Origin of the sequence: Luoshenia tenuis, assembly GCF_014384745.1 — a bacterium.
Classification (GTDB): Bacteria; Bacillota; Clostridia; order Christensenellales.
Genome location: NZ_JACRSO010000004.1, coordinates 91,514 through 117,956, shown reverse-complemented (window position 1 = coordinate 117,956; position 26,443 = coordinate 91,514). Strand labels below are relative to the sequence as shown.

Below are 26,443 nucleotides of genomic sequence, written 5' to 3'. Positions count from 1 at the left end.
TTGCAAGTGAAGGCTTTACGCTTCAGATAGAGCGGCTAAGAGGGACGAAGTCCCCCCAAAGAAGGAGGATGAAGGTTTGATCAAGATATTGCGGAATATGAAGCCGTACTGGAAGGCGGTGGTGGCCATTGTGGTGCTGCTGCTGGTGCAAGCGGTGTGCGACCTGAGCTTGCCCAACTACACCTCAAAGATCATCGACGTGGGCATACAGAACAGCGGCGTGGAGTACGCCACGCCCACGGTGATGCGCCAGGAGAGCTTTGAGGGGCTGCAGCTGCTGATGACCGAGGATGAAAAGCAGGCCTGGCAGGCATCCTATACGGTGGGGGAGGACGGCTACTACCACCTGACCGAGGATGCGGCTAAGGACATGGAGGCGTTAGACGAGCAGTTTACCACCCCCATTTTGATGGGCGCGATGCTCGAACAGATGGACGAGGGCCAGCTGGCCCAGATGCAGGCGGCCATGGCCCAGCAGGGCGGCAACCCGGCACAGGCCCCGGATGGAACACAGGCCGGGGAAGGCGCGGGGCAGATGCCGCAAACTCCGCCAGAGGGCGCGCAGGCCCCGGACGCCGCGCAGAACCAGCCCGGCGGGGAAAACGGTATGCCGAACGCGGGGCAAACCCCGCCGCAGGGCGCGCAAGGCTTTGACCTGACTGCCATCCGCGAGGAGGTGGAGGCGCAGATGGCCGCCATGGGCGAGAGCCTGATCCACTCCACGGCGGTGAACTTTACCAAGACCGAGTACGAGGCCGTGGGGCTTTCCTTAGCGGACATCCAGAGCGGCTACCTGTGGCGCACGGGCGGACTGATGCTGGCCATCACATTGGGGATGGCGGCGGCCGCGGTGCTGGCCGGGCTTTTGGCCAGCCGGGTGGGCGCGGGCGTGGGGCGCGACCTGCGCGAGAAGGTGTTCAACAACGTGGTGGGCTTTAGCTCGGCGGAGATCAACAAGTTCTCCACCGCGTCGCTGATCACCCGCTCCACCAACGACATCCAGCAGATTCAGATGGTCTCCACCATGATCCTTAGGATGGTGCTGTACGCGCCGTTGCTGGCCATCGGCGGCATCTTTATGGTCTTGCGGACCGGGGCGGGGATGGAATGGATCATCGGCGTGGCGGTGCTGGCCATCGTGGCGCTGGTCGCCTTTTTGATGGCGGTGGCCATGCCCAAGTTCAAGCTGATGCAGGTGCTGGTGGATAAAGTGAACCTGGTGGCCCGGGAGATCTTGACCGGCCTAAACGTGATCCGCGCCTTTGGACGGGAAAAGGTGGAGGAGGAGCGCTTTGACGGGGCCAACCGCAACCTGACAAAGACCATGCTGTTCACCAACCGGACGATGACCTTTATGATGCCGATCATGATGCTGATCATGAACGGGATCAGCGTGCTGATCGTCTGGACGGCGGCGGGCGGCATCGACGCGGGCACCTTAGAGGTGGGCACCATGACGGCGTTTATCACTTACACGATGCAGATCGTGATGAGCTTCCTGATGATCTGCATGATCTCCATCATGCTGCCCCGGGCGGCGGTGGCGGCCGAGCGCATCGACGAGGTGGTGAACACCAAGCCCTCCATTTACGACAGCGAAAACGCCGTGGACTTAAAAGACCCCAAGGGCGTTGTGGCCTTCCACCATGTGGACTTTAAGTACCCGGGGGCGGAGGGGTACACCCTGCAGGATATCGACTTTACCGCCCAGCCCGGGCAGACCACGGCCATCATCGGCTCCACGGGCAGCGGCAAATCCACCTTAATTAACCTGATCCCCCGCTTCTTTGACGTGACGGACGGGCAGATCACCCTGGACGGGGTGGATGTGCGCCAGCTCACCCAAAGCTCGTTGCGGGCGGCGGTGGGGCTGGTGCCCCAAAAGGGCGTGCTGTTCTCGGGCACCATTGAGAGCAACATCCTCTACGGCGCGCCGGATGCCGGACAGGGGACCATGGAGGAGGCGGCGGCCATCGCCCAGGCCACGGACTTTATCGCCGAAAAGGCCGAAGGGTACGATAGCCCCATCGCCCAGGGCGGCAGCAACGTTTCCGGCGGGCAGCGCCAGCGGCTCTCCATCGCCCGGGCGATTGCCAAGGACCCGAAGGTGTACATCTTTGACGACAGCTTTTCGGCCCTGGACTTTAAGACCGATACCGCGCTGCGTAGAGCTTTAGGGCCCAAGGTGAAGGACGCCACGGTGCTGATCGTGGCCCAGCGCATCTCCACGATTTTGTATGCCGACCAGATCCTGGTGCTGGACGAAGGACGACTGGTAGGCAAGGGGCGGCATGGCGAGCTGCTGAAAAACTGTGAGACCTACCGGCAGATCGCCCAATCCCAGCTATCGCCTGAAGAGCTGGGAGAAGATTACGGAAAGGCGGGTGAATAAGCATGACGAAAAAGCAATACGCGCCCGAAGGGCGGCCGGCGGGACGGCCCCGGGGGCCTATGGGCGGCCACGGCCCCATGGGCAGCGGCGAAAAGGCCAAGGATTTTAAGGGCACTATCAAAAAACTGCTGGCCTATATCGGCCGCTACAAGATCGCGGTGGGGGTGGTGGCGCTGTTTGCCATCGGCTCTACGGTATTCTCCATCATCGGCCCCAAGATCATGGGCAACGCCACCACGGAGCTGGCAAACGGGCTGATGGCCAAGATACAGGGCACCGGCGGCATCGACTTTGGGGCCATCGGCACCATCCTGCTCTGGGTGCTGGGGCTGTACGGGGTGAGCGCCCTGTTCAGCTTTGTGCAGGGCTATGTGATGACCGGGGTGACCCAAAAGCTGTGCTACCGGCTGCGGCGGGAGCTGACCGAGAAGATCGGCCGGATGCCCATGAAGTACTTTGAGACCCGCACCTATGGCGAGGTGCTATCCCGCATCACCAACGATGTGGACACCCTGGGCAACGGCTTAAACCAGAGCGTGACCCAGCTGATCACATCGGTGGCCACCATGCTGGGCGTGATCGTGATGATGCTGACGATAAGCCCGCTGATGACGCTGATCACCCTTGTGATCCTCCCCATCTCCTTGGGGTTCATCGGCGCGGTGGTGAAAAAGAGCCAGAAGCACTTCCGCACCCAGCAGGAGTACCTGGGCCACATCAACGGCCAGGTGGAGGAGGTGTACGCCGGGCACGAGATCGTGCGGGCGTTTAACCAGGAGGGCGCGGTGCGCGAGCAGTTCCACAAGACCAACGAAGTGCTGTACCAAAGCGCCTGGAAGAGCCAGTTTTTAAGCGGGCTGATGCACCCCATCATGGTGTTTGTGGGCAACCTGGGGTACGTGGCGGTGGCCATCTCGGGGGCGTTTTTCGCCATCCAGGGGGCCATCACCATCGGCGACATTCAGGCCTTTATCCAGTACGTGCGCAACTTTACCAACCCCATCCAGCAGATCGCCCAGATCACCAACATGCTCCAGTCCATGGCGGCGGCAGCCGAGCGGGTGTTCGCCTTTTTGGACGAGGAAGAAGAGGCGGCTGCGCCGGAGAACCCCGTGCGCTTGAAGGACGTGCAGGGCAACGTGCAGTTTAACCACGTGCGCTTTGGGTACGACCCGGACAAGATCATCGTCAAAGACTTTAACGCGGACGTGCGCGCCGGGCAGAAGATCGCCATTGTAGGCCCCACCGGCGCGGGCAAGACCACCATGGTCAAGCTGCTGATGCGCTACTACGACGTGACCGGCGGCAAGATATCCTTAGACGGGCACGACATCCGCGACTTTGACCGCCACGAGCTGCGGGGCGCCTTTGGCATGGTGCTGCAGGATACCTGGCTGTTTAAGGGCACGATCATGGAGAACATCCGCTACGGGCGGCTGGACGCCACGGATGAAGAGGTGATCGCCGCGGCCAAGGCGGCCCACGCCCACCACTTTATTATGACGCAGCCCGGCGGTTACCAGATGGAGCTGGGCGAGGAGGCGGGCAACGTATCCCAGGGGCAAAAGCAGCTGCTGACCATCGCCCGGGCGATACTGGCCGACCGGCCGGTGCTGATCTTGGACGAGGCGACAAGCTCGGTGGATACCCGCACGGAGGTGCAGATCCAAAAGGCTATGGACAATCTGGTCCGGGGCCGCACCAGCTTTATCATCGCCCACAGGCTTAGTACCATCCGCAACGCGGACCTGATCCTTTGCATGAAGGATGGGGACATCGTCGAGCAGGGCACCCATGACGAGCTGATCGCCAAGGGCGGCTTCTATGCTGACCTGTACATGAGCCAGTTTGAGAAGGTGTCGTAGCGGGGCAAAAAGGAAAGCGGGCGCTTGACCGTGGAGGATGCGGTGCGGACATGCGGGGCGCGAAGGGCTTTTTCTTAAGTTGCGGCGGTGCGGGCAGGACAGCCGCGTGAGGGCTTTGCCCTAAGCTGTGGGGCGGTAAACGCCCACCACTGCTTAGCAGGCGTGGAATCTCTCCCACCGTCAGGCTGCGCCTGCCACCTCCCTCGTCAGAGGGAGGCAAGATAAAGAGGAGAACCAAAGCAGCTAGGGCGTGGGCACTTAACCTAAGCGGCGTGGTGTGGAAAGGGCCGAGAGGGCGTAAGGAGATTCCTCGCTGCGCTCGGAATGACAGACAGAAAAGCCATTGGCGGGAGTGGACGCATAGAAACATGCAGAAGTAGGAGCGGCAAAGAGGGCGCAAGCCTCCAGGAAAGAAGGTCATATCAATGAGATATAATTGCGTGACGATTGAGCGCGAGTATGCCAGCGGCGGCCGGGAGGTGGCCGCGCGGCTGGCCGAAGCGCTGGGCTGGCCTTATTACGGCAGCGAGGTGCTGGCGCTGGCAGCCCAGGAACTGGGCCGGGAGGTAGAGAACCTGGCCGGACAGGACGAGGCGCCCCCTACCCTGCGCACCTACGTCCGCATGGCGGTGGCCAGCGCCTATGGGCTGGAAAACGCTCTGCGGGGCGAGGAGGTGCAGGACGCCGAGGCACGGGTGATCCGCGGGCTGGGGGATAAGGGCGGCTGCGTGATCATCGGCCGGCGGGCAGGCGCCATCTTGCGCGGGCGGCGGGATGTGCTGCGGGTGTTTATCCACGCGGCGCGGGACGTGCGGCGGGAGCGGGCCGTAAGGGTGTATGGCGTGCCCGAGGAACGGGCGGAATCCACCTTGAAAAAGTACGATAAGGCCCGGGCGGCCTACTATCATTACTACGCCGGGCGGGGCTGGGACGACGCGGGCGAATACCACATGATGCTGGACAGCGGCCTGCTGGGGCTGGACGGCTGCGTCAAGGCTATCCGCGCGCTCTTGACCTAGTCCATTCGTTCCCTAACGCACTACCTACCTCGCATTAAGCCTTAATTCTTCCCCTGAGCAAAAATCTATGGGTTTTTGTTCGGGGGCATCTCTCCCTCCGGCGCGCCTAAAGGCGCGCCACCTCCCTCGTCAGAGGGAGGCAAGATAAAGAGGAGAACCAAAGCAGCTAGGGCGTGGGCATTTAACCTAAGCGGCGTGGTGTGGAAAGGGCCGAGAGGGCGTAAGGAGATTCCTCGCTGCGCTCGGAATGACAGAGGGAAAAGCTATTGGCGGGAGTGGTCGCATGGCAATGCGCAGGAGCTTGAGCGGTTAAAAGGGCGCAAGCCCGGGAGCGGAGGCCCATTTGGAATAGAGATGAAGCCATTGGCGGGCGAAGAAGTGTGGGTTAAAGCCTGTCCCCATGAGCGGTTAAAAGGGCGTAAGCCCCGGGAAGTTCGTTTGAATGAGAAGAAAAGCTGTTGGCGGGTGAACAAAGTATGCAGCGAACCTATCCCCATGAGCGGTTAAAAGGGCGAAATCCCTGTCATTCAGAGCGTAAGCGAAGCTGGAGCGAAGAATCTCGGGCGTTGGCAGTTGGGATGACTGGACTAAAGACAGCGCGGTGCGGGCAGGGCCGAGAGGGCGTAAGGAGATTCCTCGCCTGCGCTCGGAATGACAGAGAGATAGAGCTATTGGCGGGAGTGGACGCATGGCAATGCGCAGAAGTTTGAGCGGTTAAAAGGGCGTAAGCCCCGGGAAGTTCGTTTGAATGAGAAGAAAAGCTGTTGGCGGGTGAACAAAGTATGCAGCGAACCTGTCCCCTTGAGTGGAAAAGGGGGCGATAGCCCCGGAGCGGAGTGAGGATGGATAGAAAAGCCATTGGCGGGAGTGGACGCATGGCAATGCGCAGAAGTTTGAGCGGCTAAGAGGGCGTAAGCCCCGGGAGCATAAAAAAGGCCCGGATGGAATTCCATCCGGGCCTTTGGTTAGGACTGAAAAAGGCGCGCTATTGCAGCAGGCCGCTGCCCTCCAGGCATTGGTTTAAGCGCAGCATATAGGCGTTGAGGGTATTAAGGTCCCCTGCGGTGCCCTGCTGGAGGAAATCCCGGTTCAGCTCCACCAGGGGCGAGAGGCTTTGCTGGGCCTGGCGCAGGGCCTCTAGCTGGCCGTTGGCGGCCTCCAGCTCCTGCTGGGTCTGTTGCAGGCGCACGGCCAGCAGGTCGTGCCGGGCGGAGAGGGCGTCAAACTGCTCCAGGCGCTTGCGCCAGGAACCCGCCCGGGCGGCGCGGGAGGCCAGATCCTCCAGGCCCATGACCAGGGCCATCACCCCGGGGCCGTTTTGCCCGCGCAGCAGGCTGAAGATGCGCGAAAGGGCGCTGGCCAGCTCCGCCTCGTCCCACTCGGGCGCGGAGGCGGCCGCCTCGTCCGGCGCAGACTCTGCCTGGGGCAGGGGCGCTTTGCCGGCAAAGGGATCCTTGACGGGGACGCCCTGCTCCCGCAGCTCGGCCACCACCTCGCCCACCAGCGCGGGGTGAGAGCGCAAAAGACTTCTATACTTATTCTGGTAGCGCAGCATGCGGGTCTTATCCCCGCCGGCCAGCTCCATGGTGGCCTGGCGCACCGATGCGCCCCGGCCCACCGCCATCAGCACGGCGCGCAAAAGATCGCGTATCTCCTCGCCCGTAAAGGGCACAAAGGGCCCGTGGGCGCCGTTAGCCCCGCCGGGCAGGGCCATCTCCCGACGCAGCTGGGGGCGGATAGCCGCATAGTAATAATTGCGCACGCTGCCGCTCTTGCGCCCGGTCTTGCGGGCGATCTCTTCAAATACTTCGCGCAGGGGCCGCCCCTCCTGCAGAATCTGCGCCGCGCGGGCGCGCAAAAGGTCGGTCTCCGCCTGGGTCCAGCCTACGTGGGCCTGGGCTGCCGCCGTCGCCTCAAATGAGGTCATCTCCCGTCATCTCCCTTGCAGTTTGTTTGTATATACTATTCCCGCATAAAATGGGGCTTATACAGCGCGGGGCCGTATAAAAAACATATTTTGTAAATTCATATGTAGGGCCAACTTGTCCTCATGCAAGGGAAAGGGGCGGCTTTACGGGATTTGGGCGAAAAATACGCTTTTTAATCGTACAGGCCGGCCATGATGCGGGCAAGCTGCTCCACATCCGAGGTCTCGCGCAGCATTTGCTGGCGGCGCGCCTCGACCTTGGCCAGGCGCTCCAGGCGCAGGGCCACATCCCCCAGGGCCTGGCGGGGGAACTTGACCGCGCCGTTTTCATCCAGGTGGACGATCTCCCCGGGGGAGACGGCCATGGAGCACACCTCCACCGGCACGTTGACGGCCTGCAGGGCAAAGGGGCCGTGGCCGGGGGCGACGCCGGTGAGCATGTAGTGCAGCCCCAGCGCGCGCACCTCGTCCACATCCCGGGAGGGGCCGTCGCTGATCACCCCCACCGCGCCGGCAGAGCGCAGCGCCGTCATCATATTGCCGCCCAGCAGGCCGTTTTTGCGCTTGATCTCCTGGGGGAAGTTCTGTTTGACGATCACCACCGCCGGGCCGGGGGCCGCATCCACCGCGCGCAGCAGATCCCCAAAGGAGAGGCGGGTAAAGCCCGGGTCGGGCAGGCCGTACACGCAGGTGACCGCAAAGCCGGCGCGGCGGCCCAGCTCCGGATACATGCAGCGCAGGCGCTCGTCGGTGTACCACTGGCCCTGCCAGGGGTGGTAAAGGCCCAGGCAGTTCTCCTTGTCCTCCGGGTAGGTGGCCACCACGTTGGTGACCGAGGGGGTGTCGTAGGCTTTCAGCTGCTCGAGCAGCGCCAGCTCCTGTGGGCAGGCATTTTTCATGGTTGCAGCGCTCCTTCCAAACCGCCGGGCGGTTTTTTCTTTATTATAGCACGGGAAGGGGCGGATGGCGGGGGAAAGTCAGGGGGAGGGGCAAATGGCTACGGCAAAGCGGTATGCGTGGGGGGGAGAAGCGGGGAGCGCGGAGGGAATGGGAGGGGGGGCTTTTGCACAATGATGTGATATAGGCTAAGCTAAGGGGTCGTCAAGAGATTCCTCGCTGCGCTCGGAATGACAGGCTGTTGGCGGGCGTAAGTGTATGGAACGCGCAGAAGCCAAGAGCGGTTAGCCCGGAGCGAAGAATTTAGGGGCATCTCTCCCTCTGGCAGGCTAGGCCTGCCACCTCCCTCATCAGAGGGAGGCGAGGGGGGAGAGGAAAGAGAGGGGTAGGCATATAGGGCCACTGGCGGGCGTAAGTGCATGGAACGCACGAAAGCCAAGAGCGGTTAAGAGGGCGGCAGCCCTGGAGCGAAGAATCTAAGGCGTTGATAGAGGCGTGTTGCTTGACCGGTACGGCTGAGGCACAAGCGAAACCAAGCGGTTGCTAAGAGATTCCTCGCTGCGCTCGGAATGACAGGCCGTTGGCGGGCGTAAGTGCATGGAACGCGCAGAAGCCAAGAGCGATTAAAGGGGCAACAGCCCTTAGATCTGCTTTTTCATGCGCTCCAGGGCGCCCTTTTCCAGGCGGGAGACCTGGGCCTGGGAGATGCCGATCTCCCCGGCCACTTCCATCTGGGTCTTGCCCTCGAAAAAGCGCAGGGTGAGGATCTTGCGCTCCCGGTCGTTCAAGCGGCTCATGGCCTGGCGCAGGGCGATCTGCTCCACCCACTGCTCGTCGCTGTCGTCGCCCTGCACCTGATCCATGACGTACAGGGCGTCCCCGCCGTCGTGATAGATGGGCTCAAACAGGGAGACCGGCTCGGCAATGGCGTCCAGGGCAAAGACCACGTCCTCCCGGGGCAGGTCCATCTCCTTGGCGATCTCTGCCACGGTGGGGTCCTTGCCGGAGGCGTTGGTCAGCTTTTCCCGGGCCTGCAGGGCTTTATAGGCCGTATCCCGCAGGGAGCGGCTGACGCGGATGGCGTTGTTATCCCGCAGGTAACGGCGGATCTCCCCGATGATCATGGGCACGGCATAGGTGGAAAAGCGCACGCCCAGGGTGGTATCAAAATTATCGATGGCCTTGATCAACCCCATGCAGCCCACCTGGAACAGGTCGTCCACATTTTCCCCCCGGTTATTAAAGCGTTGGATGACGCTGAGCACCAGGCGCAGGTTGCCGCGGATAAAGGTCTCCCGGGCGGCGTTGTCCCCCGCGTGGATCTTGGGGAAGAGCGCGCGCATCTCCTCGTTGGTAAGCACCGGCAGCTTGGACGTATCCACGCCGCATATTTCAACTTTATTAATCAAAGGAATTCCCCCCGTCGTTTGATGTGTTCCGAATTTAGCATAGCCTTGGGACCGGGGATTTATACGGGCGCGGGCGGGGCGCGCGGGGTGCGAATTTAGTCGGACTTGGGGCGCGGCGCGGAGAGGCGCGAGAGCGGGAGCAGACCAATATGGCCATTGGCGGGTGTGTGAAAAAGGGAAAAGATTGAGCGGTTAAAAGGGCGGCGGTGCGGGAGTGAGGAGAGAAGCAATGGAATAAAGCAAATGACGAGCGCGGAGAGGCATGGAAATGCGCGAAGTTTGGGCGGTTAAGAGGGCGACAGCGCGGGAGCATCTCTCCCTCCGGCAGGCTGAGCCTGCCACCTCCCTCATCAGAGGGAGGCGAGAGGGGCGGAGGAAGAGCGGAGTAGGCCGGTATGGTCATTGGTGGGTGTTGGGGGCGGAAATGCGCGAGAGCCGGAGCGGTTAGAAGGGCGACAGTGCGGGAGCATCTCTCCCTCCGGCAGGCTGTGCCTGCCACCGCCCTCATCAGAGGGAGGCGAGGAGAGAGAGCGGAAAGAGGGGCGATAGGCCGGTATAGCCTTTGGCGGGCGCGGGCGTGTGAAAAAGGAAAAAGATTAAGCGGTTAAAAGGGCGGCGGTGTGGGAGCATCTCTCCCTCCGGCAGGCTGAGCCTGCCACCTCCCTCGTCAGAGGGAGGCAAGGGCTTTTGCGCGATGATGTGGTGCAGGCCTGGCCAAGAGGTTGTAAAGAGATTCCTCGCGTTGCTCGGAATGACAGTGGGAGTAGGCCAGTAGAATTTTTTGCGGGTGTTGGGGGCGGAAATGCGCGAGGGCTGAGAGCGGTTAAAAGGGCGGCGGTGCGGGAGCATCTCTCCCTCCGGCAGGCTGAGCCTGCCACCTCCCTCGTCAGAGGGAGGCAAGGGCTTTTGCGCGATGATGTGGTGTAGGCCTGGCCGAGAGGTTGTAAAGAGATTCCTCGCTGCGCTCGGAATGACAGAGCGGTAAATCAAATGGCGGGCGTTGGACGCATGGAGGTGACAAAGTTTGAGCGGTTAAGAGGGGCGATAAGCCCAAAAACCGCCCGGGCGGGGCGGCTTTTGGGGGTTGGGTCGTTGGGGAGCCATTAGATGGGGCGGCGGTTTTTGGCCGTGTCCGCCATGTTGGGCGAATCACCCTTGGGGGTTCTGGGCGGGTGGATGGCGTACAGGTCCGCGTAGGACTGGGCCTCCTCATCGCTCATGATCCCGCTGGGCGCCAGCCCCGTGCACTCGGTAAACGAGGCGACCTTATCCAAATCGTAAAAGGCCTGGTCGTTATCCGGGCGCTTGCGGTTCCGGGTCTCCAATTGGAGCGCGTCTTTTTCCAACAAATTTAGCCACTCCTTTCTCAAAAAGCAGGCTAAGGATAGTGTGCGCCGGCAGCGGCGAATTATAGCGGTAAGTTGCTGGAAATGGGGGAGAGGATTTCCAAAAAATAGAAAAATGCGAACCAAGGCGCGAAAATGCAAGTGTACAATAACCCTGAAGGGGGGTGTGGACGTGGAATTTTGGGAGGATGGCCTGAGTGCCGGCGAGGAGGCCGCGGGCGCGGCGGCCCGCCTGCTGGAGGCGCGCAGCGCGCTGGCACAGGAGCAGGAGCGGGAGAGCGAATACCGCCTGGCGGCCTGGCCGCTGGGGTTTTAGCGGGCGGATCTATGGGGAGCGGCGCCGGTTTGGTTGTGGGATGGGCCCGGGCAAGGGGTTGCCGGGGGAATCTCTCCCTCCGGCAGGCTGGGCCTGCCACCTCCCTTGGTCAGAGGGAGGCGAGGGGGAAGTGGAAAGCCGGGGTGCGGCGGGTCAGGCACTTGACATGTGCGGTGTGATGCAGGCTGGGGCGAGCGGGTGTAAGGAGATTCCTCGCTGCGCTCGGAATGACAGAGCCAGAGCGATACGGCAGAACCAGACAACTCGGGGTTCGCTGCGGATTCGCCCTTCGCAGCACGGCTTATGTGCTCTTCCTAACGACGGCAAAGCCAAGCAACTCTCGGTTCGCTGGGGGCTTGCGCTGCGCGGCTAACGCCGCTTGCGCGCGCCTTACGCTCACCGGGCGCTTCGTTCGCTTACCAAGACCATCTCTGGGGCCGCCTCTGTTCGCTGAGGTTTCGGCCTTCGTGCCACAGGGCACTCGCCCTCAACTTACAGAATCTCAAGCAACGGCAAAGCCAAGCAACTCTCGGTTCGCTGGGGGCTTGCGCTGCGCGGCGAACGCCACTTGCGCGCGCCTTACGCTCACCGGGTACTGCTCTCGCTTTTTCGCCCACTGGGCGCGCTCGTTCCGTGCCCTCACAGAAATCATCGCTCGCTTTGGCTCTGTAGGCCCGTCAGCCTCTGTTCGTTACGGGTTCGCCCTGCGCGGCATAAGCCGCTTGTGCTTACCTCGCACTCACAGAGTACTGCGTTCGCTCCTCCCGCCACTGGCGGCGCTCACTGCGTACTCCACCGGGCGCGGGCACTATAGATTTCCACTGGCGGCGCTCGCTCCGCGCCCTCGCATTGTTCGGAATGACAACGGGAGTGGAGTACGAGGTAAAGCCGGTAGCGGGGGAAAAACAGGGTGGACAGGAGAAGCCGAGAGCGGAACAAAGGGGCACAAGCCCCTGTCATTCAGAGCGGAGGGCCGATTGGAGCAGAGCTAAAGCCAGTAGCGGGAGTGGGTGGGACGTGGAAACACACGGGAGCAGGGCGGAACAAAGGGCGACAGCCCTGGGAGGGGAAGCGCGGGAAACCGGCGAGGTGGCTGGCGGGCGCAATGCGAATGGAAACGCGCGGGGTTTGAGCGGTTAAGAGGGCGCTAGCCCCGGAGCGGGAGTGGAGTACGAGGTAAAGCCATTGGCGGGAGTGGGTGCATAGAAACGCGCGGAGCAAGAGCGGTCAAGAGGGCGCTAGCCCCGGGAGGGGAAGCGCGCGGAGTTTGAGCAGATAAAGGCCTCTTTTTTTTACCCTAGACCTCACTTTTTAATAAGATACTTATAAATGCGATATGTAAAAGGGCGAACCAAAGGGTGGAGTCCACAAAAGGGACAAGAGGATCCTATAAAAATAGAGGAGGAGAGAACAAGGGCGATGGCGTGGATCGAACTACACGACAACCTGCCCGACCATCCCAAGACACTGGCGGTGGCGCGGGCGCTGGACATGGACAAGGACATGGTAGTGGGCAAGCTGTGCAGGCTGTGGACCTGGTGCCTGGCCAACCGGGAGGACGGCCTATTGGCGTTGGAGGACGGGGAGACGCTGTGTGAGGTGATGCGCTTTACTGGCGGGGCGAAAAAGCTGATGCAGGCGCTGTGCACCCCGCCCAAAGGGGGCGAGGCGGGCTTTATTGAGCCGACGCCCGGAGGTTACCGGCTGCACGGCTGGGAGGAGCGCACCAGCCTTTTGATGGAGACCCGGGCCAGGAAGCGGGCGCAGACGATGGAGCGGACGCGGCGCTACCGGGAGCGGAGAAAGGAGCAGGCATCGCAGGGCGGCGGGGATGGTGACGCAGTTGGTGACGCAGCTGTGACGCGTCACGGTGACGCGGGTTGTGACGCGGCTGTGACGCAGTGTGACGCACCTACCGAACCGAACCCAACCGAACCGTACCCAACCGAACCCAACCCCCTCGGGGGGATTCCTCCGCGGGAGGTGCGCGGCAAGGGCCGCGAGCAGGAAGGGCCCCCTGCGGGGGCGTGTGCGGGGCAGGCGGACGCGGGGCGGCGAAGGGATCGGGCGGAGGCGCAAGCGCGCAGGACGCTGGAGGACGGCGGCGCGGGAGCGTATGTGGGGGCGCGTAAGGCCGGTGAAAGCGTGAGAGAACAGCGGGAAGAAAACGGGCCGGATGAAGGGCGAAGTGAATGTGAGCCGATGCGCGCGGAGAATGAAACGCCGGTGAACGGCAGGTTGTTGGGTCAGAGGGCGGCGCACGGGAGGCACGGCGAGGCCGGTTGGCAGCGAGGACAAGGGGCGTGCGGGCTGGATATGGGGGATTGTGAGCGAACTGATGCGAAGGAGACCGGGCGGCTGGAGGACGGCGGCGCGGGGGCGTATGTGGGGGCGCATAAGGCCGGTGGAAGCGCAAAAGAACGGCGGGAAGAAAGCGGGCCGGATGAAGGGCGAAGTGAATGTGAGCCGATGCGCGCGGAGAATGAAACGCCGGTGAACGGCAGGTTGTTGGGTCAGAGGGCGGCGCACGGGAGGCACGGCGAGGCCGGTTGGCAGCGAGGACAAGGGGCGTGCGGGCTGGATATGGGGGATTGTGAGCGAACTGATGCGAAGGAGACCGGGCGGCTGGAGGACGGCGGCGCGGGAGCGTATGAGGCGTGCAAGGCAGGTGAAAGCGCAAAAGAACGGCAGGAAGAAAACGGGCCGGATGAAGGGCGAAGTGAATGTGAGCCGATGCGCGCGGAGAATGAAACGCCGGTGAACGGCAGGTTGTTGGGTCAGAGGGCGGCGCACGAGAAGTGCGGCGAGGCCGGTTGGCAGCGAGGACAAGGGGCGTGTGGGCTGGACTGTGCGCGGACTGACGCGGAGGAGCAAGGCGGCGCGGGGACGATCCCCCATGAAGAGAAAGCCGGTTTTGCGGATGGGCCCGGCGGGATGCCCTTTGCCCTGGAAGCGGGCGCGGTCTTTACCCTGCCGGCCAGGGACGGAGAATATGCGCTGGGTGCGGCGCAGATCGGCCAGCTGCAGGCGGCCTTCCCGGAACTGGATCTGGCCGGGGAGCTGCGGGCCATGGACAGCTGGCTGCGGGCCAATCCGCAAGGGGTGCGCCCGGCCGGGATGATGCCCCGGTTTGTGGACGGCTGGCTGCGCAACGCCCAAAAGCGGGTCTGCCGGCCCGTCGCGCGGGGGGACACGGTAGAACGCTTTCTGGCGCTGGCACAGCAGATGGAGCGGGAGACGTGAGGGGGGAGGACAGGTACGGCGGTTTATCTGGGCAGAGGGGGGTGGTTTGGCCAGCGGTCTGGCTTTGCCGTTGTTGAAGCGCGCACGCTGTGACCTGGAGGGCAACCCCGCGGTGAACGGAGGGCGAGGGGGCTGCGGAGCTGAAAATGCCTATGGCGAGCTGTGAGCGTCTCTCCCTCCGGCAGGCTACGCCTGCCACCTCCCTCATCAGAGGGAGGCGAGAGGGAGGAGGGAAAGCCGGGGTAAGGTGGGGTGGGCGCTTTACCCGGGCGGAGGAGGGGTAGGTAGGGGTGAGAAGATATCAGAGGAGAGGTGCTTGACCTGTGCGGCGGAGGTATGAGCGGAACCAAGAAGTTGCAAGGAGATTCCTCGCTCACGCTCGGAATGACGGGACAACGGCAGGCTGCGGGGGACATGGAAACGTACGTAGTAAGAACGGAACAAGGGGCGCAAGGCGCAAGGAAATGCGCGAAAGTAAGAGCGGTTAAAAGGGCGACAGCCCCGGGAAGGGAAGTGCGGAGATCCGGCGAAGTGGTTGGCGGGCGCAAGGAACGAGGAAATGCGCGAGAGCGGGAGCGGTGGTTGGGCGGTGGTGTGGGAATATCTCTCCCTCCGGCAGGCTAGGCCTGCCACCTCCCTCATCAGAGAGAGGCGAGGGGGAAGGAAAAGCGCCCATGGCGGGCGCAAAGCGCAAGGAAAGGTGCAGAAGCAAGAGCGGAACAAAGGGCGACAGCCCCGGGAAGGGAAGTGCGGGAACCCGCGAAGTGGTTGGCGGGTGCAGGTATAAGGGAATGCGCGAGAGCGGGAGTGGTGGTTGGGCGGTGGTGTGGGAATATCTCTCCCTCCGGCGCTGGCGCGCCACCTCCCTCGTCAGAGGGAGGCGAGGGGGAAGGGAAAGCGCTCATGGCGGGCGCTGGGTGTATGGAAAGGTGTAAGAGTAGGAGCGGTTAAGGGGGATGCATCCCTGTCATTCAGAGCGGAGGGCCGATTGGAGAAGAGATAAAGTCGGTGGCGGGAGTTGGCGCTGAGACGCGCAGGAGTAAGAGGGGAACAAAGGGCGATAGCCCGGAGCGAAGAATCTAATGCGTTGGCAGGGGAGAGGCGCTTGACCTGTAAGGCGGAGGTATGAGCGGAACCAAGAGGTTGCAAGGAGATTCCTCGCTGCGCTCGGAATGACAAAAAGCGCCCATGGCGGGCGCAAGGCGCAAGGAAAGGCGCGAGAGTAAGAGCGGAACAAGGGGCGCAAGGCGCAAGGAATGGCGCGAAAGCAAGAGCGGAACAAAGGGCGACAGCCCCGGGAAGGGAAGCGCGGAAATCCGACGAAGTGGTTGGCGGGAATTGGCGCATAGAAACACGCAGAAACAAGAGCGGAACAAGGGGCGATAGCCCCGGGAAAAGAGAAGGAGGAAAAACAGATGCGAAGGGAAAATAGACGATTTTGGGGAGACGGACAGGGGGTGCGGGCATGACGGCGGCGCAGACGGCGCGGCTGCTGGCGGTGCTGACGGCAGCCTATCCCGCAAGTAAGATACGGGCGGACCAGCACACCGTGGCGCTTTGGCAGGAGATGCTGGGCGACCTGCCCGAGGCGCTGGTGCTGGCGGCGGCCAAGCGGTTGATCGCCATCAGCCCCTACCCGCCCGCCATTGCGGACGTGCGGCGCAGCGCGGCGGAAGGGCTGCAGGAGGCCAGCGGTCAGCCCGAGGCCGACCAGGCCTGGACGATGCTGGCGCGGGCCATCTCCCGGTACGGCTTTTACGAGGGGGAGGCGGCGCTGCGCTCTTTGCCCGAGCCGGTGCGCCGGGCGGCACAGCGCTTTGGCTGGCGGGAGCTGTGCCTGAGCGAGCTGGATCATCAGGCCGTGCTGCGGGCCCAGTTTATCAAGACCTACGAGGCGGAACGCGAGCGGGAACGCAACAACATCCGCCTGCCCGCGCAGGTACAGGCGCGGCTGCGGGCGCTGGCGCAGCAGGGGGCAAAGTTATCCCTGAAAGGGGGTGAGGCGGATGCGGGAGCGGACGCTGGTTCTCGATAAGGCGGGCATCAGCCGGGAGGCCTACCGGGAATTGCTGCACTTTTGCCGGCAGCTGGAGGAGAAAAAGCGGCGGTTATCCCACCTGCGGGGCTGGGGCGGGCCGGAATGGGAGCGGGCGCGGCTGGAAAGGGATGTGGCGCTGATCGCCCGTCTGGCCCGGGAGGCTGCCGGGGAGGCGCTGGTGCTGAACGTGTGCTACGGGGTGCGCTTTGAGGCGCTGGGGGCGCCCTGCGGCAGACGCCAGTTTTACGAAATGCGCAGGCGGTTTTTCACCCTTCTGGCCCGGGCCAAGTGGGGGCCGGGGGATGAGGCGTGCGGGGAGGGATGAGAGCAGGCGGTGGGGAGGCAGGGATGAAGAAGGGAGGCGCGCAAGAGAGGAGGAGCGTTGGGAGAGGGTAGAGGGAGGACTGGGTGGAATGGGTGACGGGCGAGCGGGAGCGCGAGGGGAAGCTAAGGGTGTGGGGAGGGATGAGAGCAGGCGGTGGGGAGGTTGGGATAGAGAAGGGAGGCGCGGAGGAGAGGAAGAGCGCTGGGAGCGTTGGGAGCGCGAGGGGGAAAAGCCGTGCGGGGAGATGAGCTTGGACGGAGAGGCAGAGGGAACCAGCGGGGTGTGCGGGAGCAGAAAGAAGGGAAAAGAGGTCCGGCGGGATAGGGGAAAGAAGTGCAAGCCGGGGAGCGCGGAGAGCAGGATAAATGGAGAGGGGAGGCGTGTGGAGGAATTAGAGCGCGCCGGGACAATTTGGGAGGGGTGGGGTAAGGAGGAACGCGAGGCGGTGGGAGTGGGGAAGCGCGAGGGGGAAAGAGAGCTGAGGATACGGGGGACGAGAGCAGGCAATGAGGAGGCTGGGGGATGAGTGAAAGTGCAGCCGTGGAGAATATGGGGGAGAAGGGGGAGGAACGGCGGCGGTCCGGTTGCGGTGTAGGCCGAGAGGTTGGCGTGGGCAGCTCTCCCTCCGGCAGGCTATGCCTGCCACCTCCCTCGTCAGAGGGAGGCGAGGGGGAAGGAGGGAAAGCCGGAGTAAGGTGGGGTGGGCGCTTTACCCGGGCGGAGGCGGTGCGGACGGGGCGAGCGGTTGCCGGGAGCATCTCTCCCTCCGGCGCGTGCGCGCCACCTCCCTCAACATAGGGAGGCGAGAGGGAAGGAGGAAGCCGGGGTAAGGTGGGGTGGGCGGGCCAAGCGGTTGTAAAGAGATTCCGCGCTGCGCTCGGAATGACAGCGGAAAAGCGCCCATGGCGGGCACTGGGTGTATGAAAAGGTGCAAGAGCAAGAGCGATTAAGGGGTGCAAGCCTGTCATTCAGAGCGGAAGCGAAGCTGAAGCGAAGAATCTAGCATGTTGACAAGGGAGTGCTGCTTGACCAGTTCGGTTGAGGTACAGACTTAGCCGAGCGGTTGCCGGGAGCATCTCTCCCTCCGGCAGGCGGGGGCCTGCCGCCTCCCTCGTCAGAGGGAGGCGAGGGGGAAGGGGGATGCCGGGGTGCGGAGGGGGAGCACTTTGCCGGAGCAGAGGCGGTAGAGCCGGAGCAAGAGGGCGTAAGGAGATTCCTCGTTTCACTCGGAATGACAAAATACCGCAGCAGTTAGCGGGCACAAAGCGCGAGAAAACGCGCAGGAGCAAGAGCGGTTAAAGGAGCGTTAGCTCCCCCGGGAGCGGAGCAGGGCAACGGAAATAAGCCCGTCGCGGGCGCTGGGTGCATGGAAAGGTGTAAGAGTAGGAGCGGTTAAAGGGGCGCTAGCCCCGGCGCTTGGCGGTGAGGGAATCCACCGGGAGGGCCCAAACGGCGGTGGCGCGCAGGGCGGCATCCGCATAAATATGGGGGCCTGGGCCGGCCACGTGGTCCATGAGCGCGTCCAGAGCGGCGCGCTTCTCCGCATCCCCGGTGACGGCGCGGGGCGTGCCCTCCCCAATGATGGAGGCGAAACACTGGCTGAAGTTGCAGGCCAGCTCGCCGCGAATGATCTCGCCGGGGATATCCATCTCAAAACAGGCGGGGCTGCCGGCCAGCAGGGCACGGGGCAGGCGGCCCTCCCGGGCGGTGTGGAAGTACAGGGTGAGGCTCTCGCCCGCGCCGGTGTAGCCAAAGTGCAGGGGCACGACGTAGGGCTTGCCATCGGCCACCAGCGCCAGGCGCAGGATGGTGCAGGCATCGAGGATGGCCTGGATGGCGGCGGGGTCGGTGATCTGGCGGTCGCTTCTTCTCATTTGCATAAGGGGTACTCCTTTCAGGTTGGGTGGTCGTAGTGTGTCGGGTTTATGGGGAGCGGCACCGGTTCGGTTGTGGTGCGGACGGGCCGAGCGGTTGCCGTGGGAATCTCTCCCTCCGGCGCTGGGGCGCCACCTCCCTCGACAGAGGGAGGCGAGGGGGGAGGAGGAAGCCGGGGTAAGGTGGGGTGGGCGCTTTACCCGGGCGGAGGCGGTGCGGGCAGGGGCGAGGGGTTGCCGTGGGAATCTCTCCCTCCGGCAGGCGGGGGCCTGCCACCTCCCTGGTCAGAGGGAGGCGAGGGGGAAGGAGGAAGCCGGGGTAAGGTGGGGTGGGCGCTTTACTCGGGCGGAGGCGGTGCGGACGGGGCCGAGCGGTTGGCGTGGGAACCTCTCACTCCGACGCTGGGGCGCCACCTCCCTGGTCAGAGGGAGGCGAGGGGGGAGGAGGGAAAGCCGGGGTAAGGTGGGGTGGGCGCTTTGCCGGGGCGGAGGCGGTGCGGACGGGGCGAGCGGTTGGTGCGGGAAGCTCTCCCTCCGGCGCTGGGGCGCCACCTCCCTCGACAGAGGGAGGCGAGAGGGAAGGAAAAGCCGGGGTAAGGCGGGGTGGGCACTTTACCCGGGCGGAGGCGGTGCGGACGGGGTCGAGCGGTTGGCGTGGGCATCTCTCCCTCCGGCGCTGGCGCGCCACCTCCCTCATCAGAGGGAGGCGAGAGGGAAGGAGGGAAAGCCGGAGTAAGGTGGGGTGGGCACTTTACCTGGGCGGAGGTGGTGCGGACGGGGCCAAGAGGGTGTCAAGAGATTCCTCGCCTGCGGCTTCGGAATGACAGCGCATGTAAAGCCCTTTGCGTGCCCGTGCCGCGAGGCGTTCCGCACAACATAGGAGCGGTCAAGTGGGCGTTAGCCCCCCGGCAGCAGGGTGGAGGAAGGAAGCCGATGGCGGGCGCGGGCATATAAGTACGCGCAAGAGCTGGGAGCGGCCAAAAGGGCTTTAGCCCCCGGCAGCAGGGTGGAGGAAGCAGACACCGCCCTTTGCGTGCCCATGCCGCGAGGCGTTCCGCACAACATAGGAGCGGTCAAAAGGGCTTTAGCCCCCCGGCAGCAGGTCCTGCTGCACGGCCTCGTCGATCATGGCGCTGACGGTGGGCCAGAGGGCGGGCATCCACTTGGCGATGGGGGCCAGGCGGTTTTCCAGCTGGGCGCGGGTGATCTGCCCCAAGCGCCAGGTGTGCCCCTGGGTATTGACGTTGAGAATGAAGGGCTGCAGCCGGTCCACCGCGGCGGCGAACTGGCTGTCCGGGGTGTCCATGGCGTCGAACTCCTCCCACAGGGCGCGGTACTTTGCGCCCTGATCCTCGGGCAGCATACCGAAGATGCGGTCGGCCGCGGCCTGCTCCCGGGCGGCCTTGGTGGCGTTGCCCGCCTGGTCATAACAAAAAGTATCCCCGGCGTAGACCTCCACCAGGTCGTGCACCAGGGCCATGGCGATGGCGCGCCCCACGTCTGCCCCGGGCGGGGCGTACTCGGCCAGCACCAGGGCGCAAAGGGCCATGTGCCAGGAGTGCTCGGCATCGTTCTCCTGCCGGCGGGCCTTTATGGTGACGTTGCGGCGGAACACGTCCTTCATCTTGTCGATCTCGGTTAAAAACTGCAACTGGGCCTGCAAACGCTGCATGCTTAGTCCTCCTTTTCATATTCCAGAATGTCGCCGGGCTGGCAGTCCAGCACCTCGCAGATGCGCTCCAGCGTGGAGAAGCGCACCGCGCGGGCCTTGCCGTTTTTGAGGATGGACAGGTTGGCCATGGTCACCCCCACCCGGTCGGAAAGGGTGGTCATGCTCATCTTGCGGCGGGCCAGCATCACATCCAGATTCACTCGAATTCCCATAGCGCCCTCCTTTAGATGGTCAGCTCGTTTTCGCTTTGCAGCGCGGCGGCCTTTTGCACCAGGTGGCTTAAAGTCGCCGCCGCCACCGCCGCCGCCACGCCGATAAAGATCACAAGCCCCATGGCCAGCAAGACGCTGGGGTGGCCCACATTGCCAATCACCAAAGCGACCGCGCCCAAAAAGTACCACAGGGTATCGATCAGCGCCAGGCGGGAGATGGCCTTTAAGTGGGCGGCGTTTTCGGCGCAAAAGGAATGATCCCGCCCCACCTGCTGGAGCACCCGGTAGGCCCGGTAGAGCGCCAGGTAGAAGGGAATGGCGCTGACGGCCAGAAAGATCAGCGCCGGGGCCAGCATAAAGGCGAACTCCGGGTTGGCCGCGGCGATGTCCTGCCCCATGGTGGGGGCGATCAGGCACAGGAAGATGGCGGTGATGGCCGCGGTGAGCAGCACGATCATCCTGAGCCAGCGGGAGAGTTCTTGTTGTTTCATATCATACACCTGCCTTTGCCTTTATTATAGGCGGGATGGGGACGAAATGCAATAAAAATTTATTGTTTTTCGATATGACGGGCGCGGCCGGGGCGGTAGTGGTGCGGGTGGGGGGAGAGGTGATTTAGGGGCAGCAAGCCCTGTCATTCAGAGTGAGGCCAAGGGCCGAGCGAAGAATCTGACGCATTGGCACTTGCCCAACCCGCACCCCAGCCACCGCGCCCCAAATAAAGCCAAGCAGTTGTAAAGAGATTCCTCGCCGCGCTCTGAATGACAATTAAACAAACGTTAAAGCACGCCCTTCTTGCTTCCCTCTGAGGAGGGAGGTGGCGCACCCTTTGGGTGCGCCGGAGGGAGAGATACATCTGAACCCAAACCCATACCTTTAGAGGGCACGCAAGGGCGAGCGCGGTTGAAGGTGGGGCACCTGGGGGACGTTGGGGCGCCCTATGATGGGGACAGGAACAGGACGGGAGGGTTTGCATGAAGGCGCAGGGCGCAAAGGAGATCGAGCGGGCGGCGCGGGCGTACTTTGAGGACTGCGCGGGGCGGGCCGTCTGCGACCCGGCGAGCGGTCAGCCGCTTTTGGACAAGCGCACGGGGCTGCCGCTGCGGCAGGGGGCGCATCCCCCCACGCCGGCGGGGCTGGCCGGGGCGCTGGGGTTTGGCAGCGTGCGCCAGATGCAGGCGGCTTCCCGCAAGGGCGGCGAGCGGGGGCGCGCGGTGGGCGCGGCCATGCTGCAGGTGCAGGCCTACGCCGAGGGGCTGCTCTTTGAAAAAGAGGGCCGGGAGGGCGCGGCGCAGGTGTTGGCCCGGTTCTTTGCGGACTGGGGAGAGTTTCCCGGAGAGGCGGCGCCCGGCGGCCCGCTGGTGGAGATACGGGTAGCAGAGCCGACGGAACAGCGACCCGAAGAAGGATAGGAATGACAAAGCGGTAACCCATAAGCAGTTGGTGGGCGAAAGTGTATGGGACGCGCAAAAGTGGGAGCGGCGGTTGGGCGGTAGTGTGGGAATATCTCTCCCTCCGGCAGGCTGCGCCTGCCACCTCCCTCGTCAGAGGGAGGCAAGGGGAAGAGGAAAGCCGAGGGGCGCGTGTGCTTGCCAGGGCCCAGCGGTTGCCAGGAGATTCCTCGCGTTGCTCGGAATGACAGAATGAGAAATGATAACCCGCGTGGGAAAGTATACTTTATCACGCAGCCTGCGCAGGAGAGCGCGCGAGAGCGGAGCGGCGGTTGGGCGGTAGTGTGGGAATATCTCTCCCTCCGGCAGGCAGGGCCTGCCACCTCCCTAGTCAGAGGGAGGCAAGGGGTAGGTAAAGTCAAGGGCGCGTGTGCTTGCCGGGGCCCAGCGGTTGCCAGGAGATTCCTCGCGTTGCTCGGAATGACAGAATGAGAAATGATAACCCGCGTGGGAAAGTATACTTTATCACGCAGCCTGCGCAGGAGAGCGCGCGAGAGCAGAGCGGCGGTTGGACGGCAGCGCGGGAATATCTCTCCCTCCGGCAGGCTGCGCCTGCCACCTCCCTCGTCAGAGGGAGGAGAGGGGGTGTGCGGATAAAGGGGCGGTAGCCCTGTCATCCAGAGCGGAGGCGAAGTTGGAGTGAAGAATCTTCCGCATAGGCAGGAAAGCTGCGCTGAACCTGCGCGGTAGCGGCGGCCCCTCTGCTACGCGGTGCGGACGGGGCTGCCCAAGAGGTCAGGAGATTCCTCGCCTGTGGCTCGGAATGACAGTGCGGCAACATGTGGCAGGCGAAAACGCGGGAGAGCGCGCAAAAGGATGCGCGACTTAAGGGGACGGTCCCCCAAAGGATGAGCGGTTAAAGGGGATGAAGTCCCCTACGCGAAAGCGCGGGGAAAAGCGGAGCGGCCCTCGGCGGGCACAAGCTACGGGGAAACGCACAAGGGCATGTGCGGTTAAGGGGACGAAGTCCCCTACGCGAAAGCGCGGGGAAAAGCGGAGCGGCCCTTGGCGGGCTCGGAGGCGCGGGGAAACGCACAAGGGCAAGAGCGGCTAAAAAAGACGAAGTCCCCCTACGCGAAAGCGCGGGGAAAAGCGGAGCGGCCCTTGGCGGGCACAAGGCGCAAAGAAACGCACAAAAGCATGAGCGGCTAAGGGGGACAAAGTCCCCCCTACGCGAAAGCGCGGGGAACAGCAGAGCGGCCCTTGGCGGGCTCGGAGGCGCAAAGAAACGCGCAAAAGCATAAGCGGTTAAGGGGACGAAGTCCCCAAAAGGAGGAGCGGATTTGGCACAGGTGTACACGCTGACGCGGCGGCAGCAGGCCTTTATGGACGCGGGGGCGGACGAGGTGCTGTTCGGCGGGGCGGCGGGGGGCGGCAAGAGCTATGGGCAGCTGATCGACGCGCTGTACTACGCGCTGCGCTACCCGGGCAGCAAGCAGCTGATCTTGCGGCGCACCTTCCCCGAACTGGAAAAGTCCCTCATCCGGGTGGCGGAGGAACTTTACCCAGCCGCGGCCTACCGCTACAACGCGGCCCGGCACATGGGGAAGTTCTGCAACGGGTCGCTGATCGACTTTGGCTACTGCGACAGCGAGCGGGACGTGACCCGCTACCAGAGCGCGGAGTACGACGTGATCCGCTTTGACGAGCTGACCCACTTTACCGAGCGGATGTACACCTACCTACTCAGCCGGCTGCGGGGGGCCAACCCCTATCCCAAACAGGTGAAGAGCGCCACTAACCCCGGCGGGGTGGGGCACGCCTGGGTCAAGGCCCGGTTCATCACCCCCATGCCGCCGGGGGAGGAGCGACGATTTGCCGGGGGCAGCCGCATCTACCTGCCCGCGCGGGTGAAGGACAACCGCTTTTTGCTGGATGCGGACCCGGGGTACCTGCGCAGGCTTCAGAACCTAAGCGAGCGGGACCGGCAGGCCCTGCTCTATGGGGATTGGGATCTGTTTGAAGGCCAGTACTTTGACGAGTTCAAGCGGGGCGTGCACGTGGTAGCTCCCTTTGCGATACCGGAGGATTGGACGCGCTACCGCACGCTGGACTACGGGCTGGACTGCCTGGCCTGCTACTTTATCGCCCTGTCGCCGGAGGGGAAGGGGTACGTGTACCGGGAGATCTTTGAGAGCGACCTGATCATCTCCAGGGCCGCGGAGCGGATACGCACGGCCACCGGGGCGGGGGAGCGGATACGGGCCACCTTCGCCCCGCCAGACCTTTGGAACCGCCGCCAGGATACCGGGCGCAGCGCGGCGGAGGGGTTTGCCGCCGCCGGGGTGGGGCTGACAAAGGCGGACAACCGGCGGGTGATGGGCTGGTATGAGCTGAAGGAGTGGCTGCATCCCGGGGAGGCGGGGCCAAGGCTTTTGATCTTCCCCGGGTGCGTGAAGCTGATCGAGAGCTTAAGCTCCATCCTGGCCGACCCGGATAACCCGGAGGACTGCGCCCGGCAGCCCCACGAGCTGACCCACGCGCCGGACGCGCTGCGCTACTTTGTGGCCGGCCGGCCGCACCCGGCAAGATCGCGCCCGGGCGAGCGGGGGCTGGCGGCCTTCCTGCGGTATGGGGGATGAAGGGAAGGAAGGAGCGAGCGGCGGAAATCTGTAGCGAGCGCGTCCGGTGGGCGATGAAGGGCACGATGATTTCTGTGAGTGCGAGGTAAGCACAAGCGGCTTATGCCGCGCAGGGCGAACCCGTAACGAACAGAGGCAACCCCAGAGACGGACTATGCAGTGAGTGCAGTACCCGGTGAGGGCGTGGAGCGAGCGCCGCCAGTGGAAATCTATAGTGCCCGCGCCCAGTGGGCGATCAAGGGCACGATGATTTCTGTGAACGTGAGACAAGCGCGAGTGACGTAAGGAGCGAAGCGCGAGTCCACAGTGAACAGAGGCGACCCGCAGAGCCAAACTTGAAGCGAACGCAGTACTCTGTGAGGGTACGAAACGAGCGCGCCCAGTGGGCGAAGCAGTGAGTACAGTACCCGGTGAGCGTAAGGTGAGGGCGAACGCCGTAAGGCGTGAAGCCCAAACCCCCAGCGAACCGAGAGTTGCCGGGCTTTGCCGTTGCTAGGGCGGGCACATAAGTTAAGCCGCGCAGCCCAAACCCCCAGCGAACCGAGAGTTGCCTGGCTTTGCTGTTGCCGGGGCGAGTACATAAGCTAAGCCGCGCAGCCCAAGCCCCCAGCGAACCGAGAGTTGCCTGGTTTTGCCGTTGTTTGAGAGTCTGTAAGTTGAGGGCGAGTGCCGTGTGGCACGAAGGCCGAAACCTCAGCGAACAGAGGGAGACGGGCCTACGCGGAAACGTGCAAGCGTAAGAGCGGATAAGAGGGCGAAAGCCCTGTCATTCAGAGGGAGGCCGTAAGGCCGAGCGAAGAATCTCCTGCACCAATAGGAAGGCAACGCTTGAGCAGGAGGCTAAGAGAACGGGAAGGACGTATTGGGCCGGAACGTACCGGCGTGAGCAAAGCCAAGTGATTGTCAAGAGATTCCTCGCGTTGCTCGGAATGACAGGCGAGAGGCTATTAGCGGGAGTACGGAGCGAGCGCCGACGGTGGCGGAAGAAGCGAACAGAGGGAGACGGGCCTACGGAGCGAGGGCAAATAACGGTTTGAGCGGAACAAAGGGCGCAAGCCCCGGGAGGGAGAGCGTGGACATCCGGAAAAGCTTTTGGCGGGCTGTGAATGATGGTAAAACCACAAAGACATTGAGCGGAACAAAGGGCGCTAGCCCCCCGGGAAGGAGAGCGTGGACACCCGGAAAAGCCATTGGCGGGCTGTGAATGATGGTAAAACCACAAAGACATTGAGCGGAACAAAGGGCGCTAGCCCCCCGGGAAGGAGAGCGTGGACACCCGGAAAAGCCATTGGCGGGCTGTGAATGATGGTAAAACCACAAAGACATTGAGCGGAACAAAGGGCGCTAGCCCCCTGGGGAGGTGAGAGAATGGCCAAGTTGTTTGAAGCGGCGCGCCTGGCGCGGGAGGTGCGGGCGCTGCAAAGGGAGAACGAGCGGATGCTGGGCCGCATGCAGGAGCTGGAACGGGAGCTTGCGTACGAGCGGCGGGCCTCGCAGATCGCCCAGCAGTGGCAGAACCTGTGGCGCTACGACGGGCGGGATCAGACGCCTATGGAATAGGGCGCGCGCCGCGGTGGGGAACTCCCCCAGCCGCCCGAAGGGCGGCAGCCCCCTCAAAGGAGGGGGCCAAGGAGAGCAGAGCGGGCTGTAAAGAGGAAAGCGAATAGAGGAGAGATTCTCCCTTAAGGAAGGCGGAGCCGCGGCAGGCTGCAAAAGCTGCTGCGCGCAGTAGCGCGGGACAAACAGAAAAAGCGAATGCGATTAAGGGGAAGGTTTCCCCCAAAGCGCGGGCGGAGCGGATTAGGTACTTTGCCCTAACGGAGCGGTGCATGTCAGGCCGGGCGGTTGCCAGGAGATTCCTCGCGCTGCTCGGAA

General features: G+C 63.6%; 19 protein-coding genes. 11 read left to right on the top strand and 8 right to left on the bottom strand.

The genetic code is table 11. The features are described 5' to 3' along the window. Window positions 1-76: 76 nt before the first annotated feature. The 3 genes from H8699_RS09890 to H8699_RS09880 all read left to right on the top strand — a co-directional run bounded on the left by H8699_RS09890 (window position 77) and on the right by H8699_RS09880 (window position 5,276). Complete coding sequence (locus H8699_RS09890) at window positions 77-2,392, top strand: ABC transporter ATP-binding protein (protein WP_249285555.1); 2,316 nt, start codon at window positions 77-79, stop codon at window positions 2,390-2,392. Between the two features lie 2 nt (window positions 2,393-2,394). Further along, window positions 2,395-4,257 carry an ABC transporter ATP-binding protein gene (locus tag H8699_RS09885; protein WP_249285554.1) on the top strand — a complete coding sequence of 621 codons (1,863 nt, stop codon included), beginning with the start codon at window positions 2,395-2,397 and terminating at the stop codon, window positions 4,255-4,257. A gap of 425 nt (window positions 4,258-4,682) precedes the next feature. Further along, entirely contained in the window at window positions 4,683-5,276 is a 594-nt protein-coding gene (locus H8699_RS09880) for a cytidylate kinase-like family protein (protein WP_249285553.1), read from the top strand. 985 nt (window positions 5,277-6,261) lie between these two features. On the opposite strand, the gene H8699_RS09875 is transcribed toward H8699_RS09880, so the two are convergent. The 4 genes from H8699_RS09875 to H8699_RS09860 all read right to left on the bottom strand — a co-directional run bounded on the left by H8699_RS09875 (window position 6,262) and on the right by H8699_RS09860 (window position 10,858). Continuing rightward, a complete protein-coding gene (locus tag H8699_RS09875; RefSeq protein ID WP_249285552.1) occupies window positions 6,262-7,203 on the bottom strand; it encodes a hypothetical protein in 942 nt (313 codons plus the stop codon). Window positions 7,204-7,376: 173 nt separating this feature from the next. Next, a complete protein-coding gene (locus tag H8699_RS09870) occupies window positions 7,377-8,102 on the bottom strand; it encodes an RraA family protein (protein WP_249285551.1) in 726 nt (241 codons plus the stop codon). Window positions 8,103-8,741: 639 nt separating this feature from the next. Continuing rightward, entirely contained in the window at window positions 8,742-9,509 is a 768-nt protein-coding gene (gene sigG, locus H8699_RS09865; RefSeq protein ID WP_249285550.1) for an RNA polymerase sporulation sigma factor SigG, read from the bottom strand. Window positions 9,510-10,612: 1,103 nt separating this feature from the next. Further along, window positions 10,613-10,858: a hypothetical protein gene (locus H8699_RS09860; RefSeq protein ID WP_249285549.1), complete on the bottom strand. Its 246-nt coding sequence runs from the start codon at window positions 10,856-10,858 to the stop codon at window positions 10,613-10,615. A 169-nt stretch (window positions 10,859-11,027) separates the two neighbouring features. On the opposite strand from H8699_RS09860, the gene H8699_RS09855 reads away from it, so the two are divergent. The 5 genes from H8699_RS09855 (at window position 11,028) to H8699_RS09835 (ending at window position 17,303) form a co-directional block, all read left to right on the top strand. Further along, on the top strand, window positions 11,028-11,171 hold the full coding sequence (locus H8699_RS09855; protein ID WP_171026119.1) for a hypothetical protein: 144 nt from the start codon (window positions 11,028-11,030) through the stop codon (window positions 11,169-11,171). Window positions 11,172-12,590: 1,419 nt separating this feature from the next. Then, window positions 12,591-14,414, top strand: coding sequence for a putative sodium/potassium/calcium exchanger (locus H8699_RS09850; RefSeq protein ID WP_249285548.1), 1,824 nt, complete (start codon window positions 12,591-12,593; stop codon window positions 14,412-14,414). Window positions 14,415-15,879: 1,465 nt separating this feature from the next. After that, window positions 15,880-16,449: a replicative helicase loader/inhibitor gene (locus H8699_RS09845; protein ID WP_249285547.1), complete on the top strand. Its 570-nt coding sequence runs from the start codon at window positions 15,880-15,882 to the stop codon at window positions 16,447-16,449. Continuing rightward, window positions 16,421-16,777, top strand: a complete 357-nt coding sequence (locus H8699_RS09840; RefSeq protein ID WP_249285546.1) for a hypothetical protein — start codon at window positions 16,421-16,423, stop codon at window positions 16,775-16,777. The genes H8699_RS09845 and H8699_RS09840 overlap by 29 nt, the downstream gene beginning before the upstream one ends. Window positions 16,778-16,907: 130 nt before the next feature. Beyond that, window positions 16,908-17,303, top strand: a complete 396-nt coding sequence (locus H8699_RS09835) for a hypothetical protein (RefSeq protein WP_249285545.1) — start codon at window positions 16,908-16,910, stop codon at window positions 17,301-17,303. An 877-nt stretch (window positions 17,304-18,180) separates the two neighbouring features. Here H8699_RS09835 and H8699_RS09830 read toward each other — a convergent pair. The 4 genes from H8699_RS09830 to H8699_RS09815 all read right to left on the bottom strand — a co-directional run bounded on the left by H8699_RS09830 (window position 18,181) and on the right by H8699_RS09815 (window position 21,026). Then, window positions 18,181-18,657: a pyridoxamine 5'-phosphate oxidase family protein gene (locus H8699_RS09830; RefSeq protein ID WP_249285544.1), complete on the bottom strand. Its 477-nt coding sequence runs from the start codon at window positions 18,655-18,657 to the stop codon at window positions 18,181-18,183. Between the two features lie 1,078 nt (window positions 18,658-19,735). Then, window positions 19,736-20,323, bottom strand: coding sequence for an HD domain-containing protein (locus H8699_RS09825; RefSeq protein WP_249285543.1), 588 nt, complete (start codon window positions 20,321-20,323; stop codon window positions 19,736-19,738). Window positions 20,324-20,325: 2 nt separating this feature from the next. Further along, entirely contained in the window at window positions 20,326-20,535 is a 210-nt protein-coding gene (locus H8699_RS09820) for a helix-turn-helix domain-containing protein (RefSeq protein WP_249285542.1), read from the bottom strand. An 11-nt stretch (window positions 20,536-20,546) separates the two neighbouring features. Continuing rightward, a complete protein-coding gene (locus tag H8699_RS09815; protein ID WP_249285541.1) occupies window positions 20,547-21,026 on the bottom strand; it encodes a DUF2975 domain-containing protein in 480 nt (159 codons plus the stop codon). Between the two features lie 483 nt (window positions 21,027-21,509). Here H8699_RS09815 and H8699_RS09810 point away from each other — a divergent pair, with 483 nt between their 5' ends. From H8699_RS09810 to H8699_RS09800, 3 genes are all read left to right on the top strand, one after another. Next, the gene (locus H8699_RS09810; protein ID WP_249285540.1) at window positions 21,510-21,947 is read left to right on the top strand and encodes a hypothetical protein; all 438 of its coding nucleotides are present in this window, start codon (window positions 21,510-21,512) and stop codon (window positions 21,945-21,947) included. 1,331 nt (window positions 21,948-23,278) lie between these two features. Beyond that, window positions 23,279-24,568: a terminase large subunit domain-containing protein gene (locus H8699_RS09805; RefSeq protein WP_249285650.1), complete on the top strand. Its 1,290-nt coding sequence runs from the start codon at window positions 23,279-23,281 to the stop codon at window positions 24,566-24,568. A 1,368-nt stretch (window positions 24,569-25,936) separates the two neighbouring features. Beyond that, window positions 25,937-26,128 (top strand): hypothetical protein, encoded by a 192-nt coding sequence (locus H8699_RS09800; RefSeq protein ID WP_249285539.1) that lies wholly within the window; start codon window positions 25,937-25,939, stop codon window positions 26,126-26,128. Window positions 26,129-26,443 lie beyond the last annotated feature (315 nt).

Bases quoted from the DNA above. Each gene is read 5' to 3' on its own strand.
- H8699_RS09830 (WP_249285544.1), bottom strand. From the start codon at position 18,657: ATGCAAATGAGAAGAAGCGACCGCCAGATCACCGACCCCGCCGCCATC.
- H8699_RS09845 (WP_249285547.1), top strand. From the start codon at position 15,880: ATGACGGCGGCGCAGACGGCGCGGCTGCTGGCGGTGCTGACGGCAGCC.
- H8699_RS09815 (WP_249285541.1), bottom strand. From the start codon at position 21,026: ATGAAACAACAAGAACTCTCCCGCTGGCTCAGGATGATCGTGCTGCTC.
- H8699_RS09875 (WP_249285552.1), bottom strand. From the start codon at position 7,203: ATGACCTCATTTGAGGCGACGGCGGCAGCCCAGGCCCACGTAGGCTGG.
- H8699_RS09870 (WP_249285551.1), bottom strand. From the start codon at position 8,102: ATGAAAAATGCCTGCCCACAGGAGCTGGCGCTGCTCGAGCAGCTGAAA.
- H8699_RS09820 (WP_249285542.1), bottom strand. From the start codon at position 20,535: ATGGGAATTCGAGTGAATCTGGATGTGATGCTGGCCCGCCGCAAGATG.
- H8699_RS09880 (WP_249285553.1), top strand. From the start codon at position 4,683: ATGAGATATAATTGCGTGACGATTGAGCGCGAGTATGCCAGCGGCGGC.
- H8699_RS09840 (WP_249285546.1), top strand. From the start codon at position 16,421: ATGCGGGAGCGGACGCTGGTTCTCGATAAGGCGGGCATCAGCCGGGAG.
- H8699_RS09810 (WP_249285540.1), top strand. From the start codon at position 21,510: ATGAAGGCGCAGGGCGCAAAGGAGATCGAGCGGGCGGCGCGGGCGTAC.
- H8699_RS09825 (WP_249285543.1), bottom strand. From the start codon at position 20,323: ATGCAGCGTTTGCAGGCCCAGTTGCAGTTTTTAACCGAGATCGACAAG.
- H8699_RS09800 (WP_249285539.1), top strand. From the start codon at position 25,937: ATGGCCAAGTTGTTTGAAGCGGCGCGCCTGGCGCGGGAGGTGCGGGCG.
- H8699_RS09850 (WP_249285548.1), top strand. From the start codon at position 12,591: ATGGCGTGGATCGAACTACACGACAACCTGCCCGACCATCCCAAGACA.
- H8699_RS09885 (WP_249285554.1), top strand. From the start codon at position 2,395: ATGACGAAAAAGCAATACGCGCCCGAAGGGCGGCCGGCGGGACGGCCC.